Source organism: Nodosilinea sp. FACHB-131, assembly GCF_014695395.1.
Taxonomy (GTDB): Bacteria; Cyanobacteriota; Cyanobacteriia; order Phormidesmidales; family Phormidesmidaceae; genus Nodosilinea.
Window position 1 is genome coordinate 24,403 of the sequence record NZ_JACJOF010000014.1, and the last position, 12,872, is coordinate 37,274.

General features: G+C 57.0%; 10 protein-coding genes. 6 read left to right on the forward strand and 4 right to left on the reverse strand.

What is annotated here, in order from left to right; genetic code table 11:
• Positions 1-75 precede the first annotated feature (75 nt).
• On the reverse strand, positions 76-1,929 hold the full coding sequence (locus H6F75_RS09665) for an NAD(P)H-quinone oxidoreductase subunit F (protein ID WP_190751586.1): 1,854 nt from the start codon (positions 1,927-1,929) through the stop codon (positions 76-78).
• 393 nt (positions 1,930-2,322) lie between these two features.
• On the opposite strand from H6F75_RS09665, the gene H6F75_RS28990 reads away from it, so the two are divergent.
• Complete coding sequence (locus H6F75_RS28990; RefSeq protein WP_190751588.1) at positions 2,323-4,653, forward strand: tetratricopeptide repeat protein; 2,331 nt, start codon at positions 2,323-2,325, stop codon at positions 4,651-4,653.
• 187 nt (positions 4,654-4,840) lie between these two features.
• Here H6F75_RS28990 and H6F75_RS09675 read toward each other — a convergent pair whose 3' ends face one another.
• Positions 4,841-5,509: a DUF2834 domain-containing protein gene (locus H6F75_RS09675; RefSeq protein ID WP_190751590.1), complete on the reverse strand. Its 669-nt coding sequence runs from the start codon at positions 5,507-5,509 to the stop codon at positions 4,841-4,843.
• A gap of 243 nt (positions 5,510-5,752) precedes the next feature.
• On the opposite strand from H6F75_RS09675, the gene H6F75_RS09680 reads away from it, so the two are divergent.
• A complete protein-coding gene (locus H6F75_RS09680; protein WP_242019854.1) occupies positions 5,753-6,769 on the forward strand; it encodes a pentapeptide repeat-containing protein in 1,017 nt (338 codons plus the stop codon).
• Entirely contained in the window at positions 6,769-7,095 is a 327-nt protein-coding gene (gene cutA, locus H6F75_RS09685; RefSeq protein ID WP_190751591.1) for a divalent-cation tolerance protein CutA, read from the forward strand. The genes H6F75_RS09680 and cutA overlap by 1 nt, the downstream gene beginning before the upstream one ends.
• Positions 7,096-7,173: 78 nt before the next feature.
• On the opposite strand, the gene H6F75_RS09690 is transcribed toward cutA, so the two are convergent.
• Positions 7,174-7,599 (reverse strand): hypothetical protein, encoded by a 426-nt coding sequence (locus H6F75_RS09690; RefSeq protein ID WP_190751593.1) that lies wholly within the window; start codon positions 7,597-7,599, stop codon positions 7,174-7,176.
• Between the two features lie 428 nt (positions 7,600-8,027).
• Between H6F75_RS09690 and gndA the strand changes: the two genes are divergently transcribed.
• Positions 8,028-9,452, forward strand: coding sequence for an NADP-dependent phosphogluconate dehydrogenase (gene gndA, locus H6F75_RS09695; RefSeq protein ID WP_190751595.1), 1,425 nt, complete (start codon positions 8,028-8,030; stop codon positions 9,450-9,452).
• Between the two features lie 409 nt (positions 9,453-9,861).
• Positions 9,862-10,845, forward strand: coding sequence for a glutathione S-transferase family protein (locus tag H6F75_RS09700; protein ID WP_190751597.1), 984 nt, complete (start codon positions 9,862-9,864; stop codon positions 10,843-10,845).
• A gap of 24 nt (positions 10,846-10,869) precedes the next feature.
• Here the strand turns inward: H6F75_RS09700 and H6F75_RS09705 are convergent, their stop codons facing one another.
• Positions 10,870-11,592: a helix-turn-helix domain-containing protein gene (locus H6F75_RS09705; protein ID WP_190751599.1), complete on the reverse strand. Its 723-nt coding sequence runs from the start codon at positions 11,590-11,592 to the stop codon at positions 10,870-10,872.
• Positions 11,593-11,712: 120 nt separating this feature from the next.
• Here H6F75_RS09705 and H6F75_RS09710 point away from each other — a divergent pair, with 120 nt between their 5' ends.
• Positions 11,713-12,861, forward strand: coding sequence for an acyl-CoA dehydrogenase family protein (locus H6F75_RS09710; RefSeq protein WP_190751601.1), 1,149 nt, complete (start codon positions 11,713-11,715; stop codon positions 12,859-12,861).
• Positions 12,862-12,872 lie beyond the last annotated feature (11 nt).

A 12,872-nucleotide genomic window follows, 5' to 3' on the forward strand; every position in this document is an offset into this window, starting at 1 on the left:
AGATGGGGATGATAAGGGAGATGGGGATGACGTCAATTCCCGACCTTCCTCACCTTCCTTACCTTCCTCACCCTCTTAGAACAGCGCCGATAGGGCTTGCCAGTTCATCAAAACCCCGAGTCCGGCAACGCCCAGGGCAATCGTGAGCACGTAGAACTGAAGCTGTCCGCTGTTGCCATATTTGAGGGTTTCGCCGCTGAAGAGCGAGGCCAAGCCCACGGCATTGACCAGGCCATCGACCACGTAGCGATCGAGCCAGTCGGTCATGCGCGACAGCACATCCACCCCCAATACAAAGGTGTTGCGGTAGAGCTTGGGGGTGTAGAAGTCGTAGGCCAGCAGGTTTTGCAGGGGCTTTTGAATCAGCTTGCTCGGGTCTTCCACCATGCGGTTGACGTAGAGCAGGGTGCCAATTGCCGCGCCGAGAATGCTCGACCAGGTGAGCAGCAGAGCCATGTCTTGGCTAATCTCAGCCCAGGCGGGCAGCAGGTTGAACTGAGCCATGATCAAGGGCAGGTGCAGGGCGAAACCAGCGACGATCGCCAGCGGCAGCACAATGAACCAGATCGGCTCGGGCGATCGCATCGTCATCTGCTGGGTCTTGCCAGCAAAGATCAGACCCAGCAGCCGGGCCAGGCTAAAGGCCATCAGCCAGTTCACCAGCAGCACGATCGCTACCAGCAGACCGCGATCGCTGTGCCAGAGGCCAGACACTAGCGAGAGCATGGCCCAAAACCCACCCAGGGGAGGTAGGGCCACCAGGCTAATCGCCCCCGTAAGCATGGCGATCGCGGTAACAGGGCGGCGACCCCACAGCCCGCCCATTTGGGTCAGGTCTTGGGTGGTGATATTGATGATGATTGAGCCTGCGCCCATGACCAAAGCCGCCATGCCCAGGGCGTAGATCAGGGCTAACAACAGAGCGGCACCGGGTTGGTGAGCGCCTAGGGCGATAAACATCAGCCCCATGTAGGCGCTGCTGAGGTACGAAAGCACTCGCTTGATGTCGATTTGGGCTGCCGAGATCAGCGTCGCGCCGATCGCCGTTACCGCTCCCACCGCAATGGCAAAGGCCGAGGCCGTCGACGACAGGGCAATCACGGGCTCCATCTCCACCAGCACCCAAATGCCGGTCGTCACAACCACCGAATTGCGCAAAATGGTGCTGGGCAGCGGGCCTTCCATCGCCTCATCCAGCCACAGGTGCAGCGGAAACTGAGCACATTTGCTCATCGGGCCAGCAATCAGACCCATACCAATCAGCGTGATCAACCCAGGATCCACATTTGCAGTTTGGGCCCAGGCCGCCAGTTCACGAAAGTCCCAGGTGTGGGCGAGGGGATAGATGGCCAGCACCGCCATCAGCAGCACCAAGTCGCCGACCCGCTTAGTCAAAAACGCGTCTCGGGCCCCGGTCACCACTAGGGATTGGTTGTACCAAAAGCCCACCAGCAGGTAGGTGCCTAGGGTCAAAATCTCCAGCAGCATGTAGGCAAACAACAGCGAGTTGCACAGTACCAGGGCACACATGCCTGCCTCAAACAGCGCCATCATGGCGAAAAAGCGGCCCCAGCCCCAGTCCATCTCCAGGTAGCCCACAGCATAGATCTGGGATAGCAGATTCAGCGTGGTAATCAGCACGCAGGCCCCTAGGGTAATCAGCGACGCCTCTAAGGGAATGGCCAAGTTTAGCCCCGCCACATCCAGCCAGGAGGCAAAGAAAAACTGGGGCGACGACTTCCCCCAGAGGGCCAAAAACGCCAGCAGGCTATGAATCAAGGCAAGGGCCGTCATCACAATGTTGATATACCCTGCCGGGCGCGGCCCAGTGTTACGAATAAAGGCCGGCGACCAGGGAATAGTCAGCAGCGCTCCCATCAAGGGATACAGGGGAATCAGCCAGCTTGTTTGGGCAATAATTGGAGTCATAGACGAAGCATCCTCGGGCAAAAGGACAGCGAAAGCATTACCTGGCAGGGATTGGCGGCGGTTTCAGCTCAGGTATGGGAACCCAAGCGAGGATTGACCTTTATCAATCAAATCACTATATGAATAGACTTGAGCCTATTTTCAATAGAGTTTAGCCAATGCCTGACCTAAAAAGAAAGGGGTAAATTGATTAAATGCTATTTGCTTTTCATTCCTTATTGATAAATTTCAATAATGCTTATCTGTTTACCCCTCGCTTCCCTTAGCTTCTCCTAAAAACATCCTGACATCGCGATCGCTTCCCGAAGAGTAGATCAGTAGCGATGCAGCCCCCCTGACACCCCCCTCAGGCATCGCCACGCCTCAGCGGTCTTAATCATCAGGGGAAACAACGTGGCCGATAATCATTGGTTGACAAGAGCCGAACGCGCTCTGGTTGTAGGGTCTGGCGTGGGTGCTGTAGCGTCGATCGCCGCCCAAAACATTGCTCTGGCCTCGGCACCGCTCACGGTGCTGGCGGCGGTTGGGCTACTCAACCGCACCCGCGTTGAGCAGCAGCTCGAAGAAGCCCAGGAAAAGCTCGCCCGCCAGCACCGTCAAACCGGCCACCGCCTCACCAACCTGACCAAACAGGTGACGGCCATGCCTTCGCCCGAGGCCCTGACCAACTTCCAGCGGGCGGTGATGGATCGCAACAACCATTCCTTCATCCGCTTTGCCAAGCAAATCAACGGCCTCAAAGCCCACGTCGATCAGCGACTTGATGCGCTGCCCGTCCCCGACCTGGCCGATATCAACCAGCAGATTGCCCAGCTCCAGGAGCAGTCAGCCGCAGCCCAAGTGAGCTTCGAAAACCTCAACACTTACATGCAGCGGCTGGTCACCACGCCTCGGGTAGAGGCCGCCGAAAACAAGCTCTCCCAAGTCAAAACCGACCTGATGCAGACGCGGGTGAGCCTCGAGAACCTGCGTTCAGAAACCCGTATCCTGGTCACCAATCTGCAAGACGCCCTGGGGCAAATCGATCGCCGCTGGCAGGAGTTTCCCCAGACCAGTGCCCCTGGCCAGTACCGTTCTGAAATGGGGGAAGTGGTCAAGGCCATGGCTGCCCTGGTGCCCCAGTCAGAATTTAGTCGGCTAGTCGATCACGTCAAAGACTTGACTCGCCAGCAAACCCGCTTGGAGCAAGCCCTCACCAAAATTCCGGTGGGCACGGTAAACGGGTTGCCGGCGACACCGCCCAACACCGCCGAGCTAGAGCGCCTGACCGCGGAGGTGCAGCAGTTGCAGCAGCAGGTCAGCCGTCAGGAAACCGCTGGCCACACCCAGGAACAGGTGCAGCAGGTAGTGTCGCAGTACTTAGGGCAAGTGAAGGCTCAGGTGGCTCAGCTAGAAGGGGTAACGCGATCGCTCTCTGAACGACAGCAGCAGTTCACCAGTCAGCTGGTCACCGCCCCCGACGACACCGCCAACCGCAAAGCCCTGATGCAGCTAGCACGGCGAGTGCAGCAGACCGAAACTGAGCTCAAAACCTCGCGTCAAGAGCCCACGGCCATGGCCAAGCCACTGCCCTTGCCCCAGCCCGACTGGATCATTGACCTCCCTGTGGCCAACGCCATCGAGCCCCAGGCCATGGCCAGCCGTCAGGCCCTGGAGGCTGCCCTCAAAACCGCCACGCGGCGGGTGCTGTTGGTGTGGCCTTGGGCTAGCTACGTCACTATCGACGACAGCCTGCTAGAACAGTTTCGCCAGCTGCTCGACCGGGGCGGCCAGCTCGAAATTGGCTGGTGCCACCGGGGCGACCAGCACGATGGCCGCTTGGCCTGGCGCATCAGCCAGCGCTGGGGCACCGAGTCGAGCCAGCTCCAGTTGCTCAAGTCTTCCCTCAATCAGCTCTTGCCCCTGCGAGAAAACTACCCCGATCGCTTCAAATTCAGGATTATGGGCACCGCCGAGAGCTATCTGGTTTGCGACAGCGGTACCACCTCGGCTGAGATAGGGCACACCTACGCTATTGTCAGCCTCAAGGCGCTGCCTACCCAGAGCGCTGCCATCCCCGATCTAGACGCCAAGCTGCGCACCGCCGAACCCGCTGTCGTCCATGCCCTCATGCAGCGCTTCCACGACCCGGCCATTCCCCCTGGGGACACCGTGGCCTTCTTTAACCGAGGCACCACCCGCCACGACCTGCGCGACCAGCCCGGCGCCATCAGCGACTACAGCCAGGTGATTAACCTCCAGCCCGACCACGCCATTGCCCTCAACAATCGGGGGGTAGCCCAGCTCGAACTCAACCAGGTTGAGGCTGCTGAAGCCGATCTAAGCGAGGCAATTTTGCAAAACGGCAAACTGTTTGCCCCCCACTGCAACCGGGGCTGGCTGCGTCTAGAGCAGCGTCGCTACGCGGCGGCGATCGCCGACTTCACCCAAGCCGTTACCCTCAAGCCCCACCTGCCCATGGCCTACGTCTACCGAGGCAGCGCCCTGCACAAGCTGGGCGACTTCAAAGGCGCGGTGCGCGACTACAGCGACGCCATTGCCTGCGGCGACCCCATCGCGCTGCCGTACTGCTACCGCAGCGCCGCCTACCAGAGCCAGGGCGACCAGGCCAGAGCGATCGCCGATCTAGAGCGAGCCAGTGCCTATTTAGAAGCTCAGGGCGATCGCCAGGGGTTGTCCTCAGTGCAGCGCACCCTGAGCCGGTTGCAGAGTATGACGGCGTAGGGCATGGAGGAGATGAGGGGGTGAGGAAGGTAAGGGAGGTGGGGAAGTAAAGTTTGAGTGCTTAATTTTAAGTTTTGAGTTTAGGTTATACACGAAGCACTCAAAACTTAAAACTCTTCCCCCACCCCTACCTTCCCTATCTCCCTCATCCTCCCCATCTCCTCTCTACCCATCCACCCCCTACCCCCTACCCTCCTACTCCCTCTCTAACCGCCGTCCCCGCTTCAGCCTCAACAGACGGCCTCAGCGCTAGATACAAACACGCGCCTATCAACGGCAGGGCCAGCACCGCTGCTACCACCCAGGGCTGACTCATGCCCCGGCGGGCCATATCGTCGCGCAGCAGCACCGGGAAGAGCAGCCACAGAGCAACAAAGTCCAGCGACATGACGTGGACAAAGCGGCTGGTCTGCCACTGCTGCCAAAAATCGAGCCAGTCTCCTTTAAGTAATGCAAAGGCGGCCAGGGCGATCGCTCCAGCGGCCAAGGCCGCTCCTAACCAGCGAGACTCGACTAGTCGCAGCAGTGCACTCTTAGGGCCACTAAAATTGGGGTTGGGCTGGCGCAGAGCCAGGTAGGGCAGCAGCGCAAAGGCTCCTACCGCAAACGACACCAGCACAAAGGGCCAGGCTCGCTGCTTTTGACCGTGGCCGTCTACCAGAGCCAGCGCGGCATAGGCCATCGGCCAAACTCCCATGGCGTTAAATAGGGCGACAACGGTAGGGTTAATGCCCCCCCACTCACCTGTGAAAAGTTTTAGGATCAGATCAGCGGTGCCAGGGCGAGTGGGGGGAGCAAGTATAAACGCATACAGAATAAACCCAAGCCAAAGGCCCCAAAAAATTAATTGATTCATGCCTTGTTGAGTGCTAAGTTTCTCACCAAATTATCAAACAAAAGCAACGAAGTCTGTCAGCCTAGAAGAAAGCAAATAAGCTGTATTCAAGCCACACAGCCCCCATGTGCGGCAATTGTAAAAAAATAATTAAACACATTTTGAACCGTAAATTTATGTTCCTGAGTCTTAGTTAAAGAAGCGTTAACCTTACTCATAAATCTCGTTTTTAAGGTCGCTTTTCATACCCTCTCCACTGTCTGTATGCCCCAATTTTGGGAACCTGCCGTGCCATTAGTCGCCCCCCGTGAGTCTGGCGCTTCCCCGGCTCACCATAGAAGCATTATGCACATTAAATATTTCCTCGAGCTTTACGAAGCTGGCTACCGCGACTTCACCGGCATTAGCCTAGCCGGTGGTGACTTTAGCCACCACATTCTGGTAGACGTTGACCTCAGCCGCGCCAATCTCAAAGGTGCCAACCTCAGCCGCTCCTTTCTCACTCAGGCTAACCTCGACTACGCCACCCTCAACTGGGCGAACCTGAGCTTTGCCAAGATGAGCGAAAGTCACCTGAATCAGGCCGACCTCACCAAGGCCAACCTGCGTGGCTCCTTCCTAGTGCGGGCCGACCTGCGCAACGCTAAACTCAGCGGCTGCGATTTGTGCCATGCCAACCTGCGCAATGCCGATCTGCAGGGGGCTAATCTCTGTGGCGCTAACCTGACCGGGGCCAATTTGCGCGGCGCGAATCTGAGCGGCGCCAACCTATCCTGGGCGCATCTCACTGGAGCTCGACTCAGTGGGGCCGACCTAGAGCGCACCTGTATGGATGCCGTCAACCTGGAAGGAGCCTGGCTCAACGGCGTAGACTTGCACGGCATGAATTTGGCCGGGGCAAACCTCAAAGAGGCTAAACTCAACGGAGCCAACCTCGATCATGCCAACCTCAGCTCGGCCAATCTCACCCACACCACCATGCGCGGGGTGAGCCTAGTGGGGGCCAACCTCAGCGGCTCTGACCTGACCGGGGCCGTACTGTGGAACGGCATGCTTGACGGCGTAGACCTGTCGCGGGCTGACCTCACCCGTGCTCACTTGGGGGAGGCGTCTCTCAAGGCAGCGGTGGTGGTGGGCACTGAGTTCACTGAGTCGGTGCTGCCCGCCGAGGCCCGCACCTATCTCTACGAAACGGTGCAGGGGGAAACCCGTTGGACCAACCGTCCAGCCCGAGAAACCCTGAACCAGTCGCAGTTTGTCGATCGCATTCCCCAGCAGTGATGTCGCCCCCGTCGTTAGGAGTCGTTCTAGTCACCGCTGGCTCTGAGGCCGAGGCTGAGAGCCTGGCCCGCCATTTAGTGGAAGCCCGCCTAGCCGCCTGCGTCAGCGTGTTGCCGGTGCGTTCTGTTTACCGTTGGCAGGGCAAAATTCATGCCGAGCCCGAGTGGCAGCTGATCGTCAAAGCCGACCTCAGCCAGTTTGATGCGATCGCCCAAACTATTACCCAGCACCACAGCTACGAGGTGCCCGAAATTATTGCGCTATCGATTGTGGCCGGTCTGCCTGACTATCTAACCTGGCTCCAGGCCCAGGTGCAGCCGTCCTGAAAGCAAAAAAAGGGACCGACCAATGGCCAGTCCGCGATTTAGCTACTCAAGGAGATTTGTAACCACAGTCAAGGCGATCTAGCGTCGGTAGGCCAAAGCCACCTCACTCTCAATTTCAGCTGGCTCAGACACCAAAACCGTTTCAGTCTCAGTAATCAGGCTCAGGTCTACTTCAGCCTCCAGAGCTGCCGCATTGGCCGCCGCTTCTTGGGCTAGCCAGCGCTGCCGCATTAGCAAGGCACCACCAGTTAGCAGAGCAGCGATGGTCAAAGACCCGCCCCAAAGGGCGATCGCCCCCAAACCACCCGGAGCTATGCCCGCAGCATTGCTTGCCCAAAAGCCGCTGGGGTGATGGCGAAGCCTCCCTTTCAGGGAATCGCCAGTCGTGCTTCCAGAATCGCCCAGGTTAGACAGGGCATAGCCAGAATACGCAAGTTCAGGCACAGCAGCCAAAATGCTAACTACCGCCACAGCCACCAGGGCAGAACGAGACAGAAGTTTCATAGCCAGATGAATAGAGAACACCACAACGTAAGGCCATTGTTGCGGCAGTTGCTCAATTCCACAGCTTCAGAGGCTACAGAATCTCAGAAAAATCTGTGGAAGCCAGTGAGGGAGGAGGGAGGTAAGGAGGGTGGGGGAGATGGGGCAGGAAGTTTAGGGTGGAATACAGAATATGGCTTTTCCCATTCTGTACCTAGGGTGGATTACTGGTCGCTGGAGGTTAGGACTTCCTGGCTTTTGAGCCTCACACCTAAAGAAAACCTTTGGGAGCATGGCCATCCCGAAAAAGTTGTTTAGGCTGTTGACAGCTTTGATGCCAGTAGCATTCTTTGTGGCATTCCGTTAACGTCCCACTACCCGCCCACCCTACAGTTTTCCGTAAAAACCCGTTTTAGACCCCCGACCGAACCGTTACCGAGAGTATTGATATGGCACAGAGTTTTGGTGTAATTGGGCTTGCCGTTATGGGCGAGAACCTGGCGCTTAACGTCGAGAGCAAGGGCTTTCCAGTGGCCGTGTACAACCGCACTGCCGCCGTGACCGAACGTTTTATGGAGAAGCGTGCCCAAGGAAAAAATGTCAAGGCCACCTACAGCCTTGAAGAGTTCGTGCAGTCTCTAGAGCGGCCCCGGCGCATTTTGGTCATGGTCAAAGCCGGGGCTCCGGTAGATGCTGTAATTAACCAGCTGCGCCCCCTGCTGGATGACGGCGACATGATTATGGACGGCGGCAACTCCCTCTACGAAGACACCGAGCGCCGCACAAAGGATTTGGAATCTACAGGGCTGCGGTTTATCGGCATGGGGGTCAGCGGCGGCGAAGAGGGAGCGCTGCTCGGCCCCAGTCTCATGCCCGGTGGCACCCGCGCGGCCTACGACTCGATTGAGCCCATCGTTAAAAAAATTGCGGCTCAGGTGGATGACGGCCCCTGTGTTACTTACATTGGCCCTCGTGGTGCGGGTCACTACGTCAAAATGGTGCACAACGGCATTGAGTACGGCGATATGCAGCTGATTGCCGAAGCCTACGACCTGATGAAGAGCGTGTTGGGGCTGAACCATAACCAGCTGTTTGATGTGTTTGCTGAGTGGAATCTCACCGACGAGCTGAATTCCTTTTTGATCGAAATTACCGCCGATATTTTTACCAACATCGATGCCGAAACCGGTGAACCCCTGGCGGAACTGATTTTGGATGCGGCGGGGCAAAAGGGTACGGGTCGCTGGACGGTAATGAGCGCCCTGGAGCTGGGCGTGGGAATTCCTACGATTACGGCGGCGGTTAATGCACGGATTATGTCGTCGATCAAAGAGGAGCGGGTGGCGGCGTCGAAGGAGCTGAGCGGCCCCACGGCTAGTTTTGACGGCGATGTCAAAGCCGTGGTCAACAAAATTCGCGATGCGCTGTACTGCTCGAAGATTTGCTCCTACGCCCAGGGCATGGCGCTGATTGGCGCGGCCTCTAAGGCCTACGAGTACGATGTCAATTTGGGTGAAACGGCTCGAATTTGGAAGGGGGGCTGCATTATTCGGGCAGGCTTTTTGAACAAGATCAAGCATGCCTACGATGAGAACCCCAGCCTGCCTAACCTACTGCTGGCCCCAGAGTTTAAGCAGACGATTCTCGATCGCCAGACGGCTTGGAGAGAGGTGATCGCGATGGCGGCGACGTTTGGGATTCCGGTACCGGCGTTTAGTGCGTCGCTGGATTACTTTGACAGCTACCGGCGCGATCGCCTGCCCCAAAACCTCACCCAGGCACAGCGCGACTACTTTGGGGCGCATACTTACCTGCGGGTTGATAAGGAGGGCACGTTCCACACGGAGTGGACGAAGGCTCCGGCGCGGGTGTAACAGTTCCCTGAGTTAAAAACCTCACTACAAACCATTGCCGTTGCTCCTTTTGGGGGCAGCGGCATTTCTTCGTAGGAGCGAATGGTTGTTCGCCCGATGCAAAGTCTATGGCTTTAGGCAGGTACGGCTTTGCTAGAAGTTGGCGATCGCAGCGAACAATTAGGGTCAAAGGCCAGATCTACTGCTGGGGGCATTTCGCAGCCCCCAGACCCCTTCGACAAGGACGTTCCGCCGTCCTTGACCTCACGGAAAGGAGTTATTTAGCATCGGTTTAAACCTTTATGTTGCCAACTGACCTTTAAGTAACTCCGATGAACCTAAGCAAGGCTTTCTCGTAGGGTGGGCATTGCCCACCATCTCAGTCGCCGCTGCCTCGGTATAGTGAAGGCATCCCCTAACTAAGAGTGTTATGGCTGGTCTTCCGCCGGGTTTGCTGATTCGCACCGCTAAGCAGATTTGGACAGCGCTGTGGCAGACCATGATGGGGCAGATGGCCCCTAGCAGCAAGAGCGGCGACTACCAGCGGCCTGAGAGTGAGTTTCGGCAGTGGATTCAACCGGATGGTACGTGTCCACCCGCCGCAGGCCGCTATCAGTTGATTGTGGGGATGGGCTGTCCGTGGGCGCACCGGACTTTGGTGACGCGGGCCTTAAAGGGATTGGAGGAAGCGATTTCAGTTCTTCCTGTGGTTCCTTCCCCGGACGAAGGCTGCTGGGTGTTTGAAACCCCCTTTCGCGGCTGTCGCACGCTGCCGGAGCTCTACCGTCAGGCTCAGCCAGGTTACAAGGGGCGCGCCACAGTCCCGGTGCTGTGGGATACGCAGACGGCCAGCATTGTGAACAATGAAAGCGCCGAGATCATTGTGATTTTGAATGAAGCGTTTAACGAGTGGGCAACCCACCCTGAGGTTGACCTGTATCCTGACGCGCTCAAAGCCGAGATTGACCAGTGGAACGATTGCACCTACCAGGCTGTTAACAATGGTGTCTACCGCTGCGGATTTGCGCAAACCCAGGCCGCCTACGATCGCGCCGTCACCGAGCTGTTTGATGCGCTGGATGCGATCGACCAAACCTTGGGCGATCGCCCCTACCTCTGCGGCGACAGGGTGACACTGGCGGATGTGAGGCTGTTTACGACGCTCTTTCGCTTCGATGTGGTCTACTACAGCTTGTTTAAGTGCAACCGCCGTCGCATTCAAGACTATGCCCACCTGGGTCCTTACCTACGGCGTCTGTATCAACTACCCGGCGTAGCGGAGACCTGCGACATCGAAGCGGTCAAGCGCGACTACTACGGCAACCTGTTTCCGCTCAATCCAGGCGGCATTATTCCCTCTGGACCAGATTTAGAGTATCTGAAGGCTCCGGTGGCAGCGTTAGTCAATCGGTAGCGATGGCAGAAGCATGCCCTCAATCTATGCCATCTTGCCCAGCACAACAGGTGCTATCCCTGACAAGTGACGGCGTTCGCGCTGTAGGTAGAGCCAGGTCGGCAACTGTTTTACATAATCACTCGGCCCATCAAAGGCAATGCTGCCCGTCTTGAGTGCTTGCTCCAGGCTTTCGTAGCCCATAACGACATGGGTAAAGACATTGAGATCGGCAAAGATAACGACATCCACCCCAAAGCCTGGGTTTTGGAAACAAACATCGACCCGTTCTGACTCAACCACCATCCAATAGCTGCGTTCCTTCTGTTTTCCTTTGGTCAGACCGCGCAGGTCAAATTGCAGCACTACTTTGGCCGGTGGAAACGCCCCAAGATTAATGCCCCGCCGCATGGCCCACATCAGCAGCCGGTCATCTAGCTGATCAGGGGAGAGGCGATCGCGGGTCCAGTGGGAGGCCCAAACCCCCATTTGGTCAATCAGAGGACGCAGCGCTTCCCCCGCCGGAGTGAGCAAATAAACCGATCCCGGCCCAGTCGTTTTTTCCTGGCGAGTAATAATGCCAGCCAGCTCCAACTCTTTGAGGCGCTTAATCAGCAGCGCCCTCGACATCAGCGGCACTCCATAGCTGATCTCGTTGAAGTGGTGACTGCCAGACATCAGCTCCCTCAAAATCAGGGGTGTCCAGCGCTCACAAATAATTTCCGCCGCCCTAGAAATAGGGCAGTACTGTCCATATCCCTTTCCCATGGCAACCATCCTCATCCGTTATTTCAATCTGTAACGGAAGTACAGATTGTGATCTTGTACCCCAGGGGCTTCAACAACAGAATAGACCCATTCAACGATTTCAGTTTTCAAGGAGCCCCCATGCTTGAACTTCTTAATCAACCCACCCATCAACAGCAAAATCGCGACTGGCCAGCCCTTGCCCAATCTCTAGGTCAACAGTTTTCCCCCAGCGAACAGGCCGCCGATGCCAACGATGCCTTCGTCGCCGAAAACTTTGAAATATTGCGACAGTCGGGGCTATCAGCCATGGGTGTTCCCCAAGAATTTGGTGGGGGTGGGGCTAGCTATACAGAGGTTTGTGAAACTTTAAAAACCTTAGCTCGCCACTGTAGTTCGACTGCCCTGGCCTTTTCGATGCACACCCATCAGGTCATGGTACCGGCTTGGAAATGGCAGCACCAAAACGCTCCGGTAGATGGGTTACTCAAACGCATTGCCCAAGAGAAAATTATTCTGCTTAGCAGTGGCGGCGGCGATTGGCTGCCCGGCTCTGGCACCGCGACTCGCACCGAAGGTGGTTTCCTAATCACGGCGCGCAAAGCCTTTGCTAGCGGTGCCCCAGCCGGTGATTTGCTTATGACTAGCGCCGTTTATGACGACCCTGCCGAAGGCAAAACGGTGCTGCACTTTGCCCTACCCATGCAGGCCCCTGGTGTTTCAATTGTGCCCACCTGGCAGGCCATGGGCATGCGCGGCACGGGCTCCCACGACATTGTGCTAGCCAATGTTTTTGTACCCGATCAGGCGATCGCCCTACGTCGTCCGGCCGACAAATGGCACCCGGCATTCCATTTGATCACCATGATTGCTTTCCCCATTATTTATTCGGTCTATGTTGGGGTAGCTGAGGCCGCCAGAGATTTAGTCGTGCAGCACATTAGCAACTGTGATGATGAGCATATCTATTATCAAGTTGGCGGCTTAGACAACGAGCTAGCTGCGGCTAAAATTGCTCTACAACATATGATTTCAACCAGCATCTCTAGCCAGCCTGGCTTTGATACCACCAACCAAATTATGACGGGTCGAGCCTTGGTAGCGCGATCGGTGCTTGGGGTTGTAGATATGGCAATGGAGATCGCTGGCGGTCGCTCCTTTAACCGTCCCTTTGGCTTAGAAAAACTCTTCCGCGATGCCCAAGGGGTACGGTTTCACCCCCTGCGAGATGAGGGCCAGCGTAAACTTTCCGGGCAATTAGCTCTCGGGTACGACCGCACACTGCTGTAGTCAAAATCGCA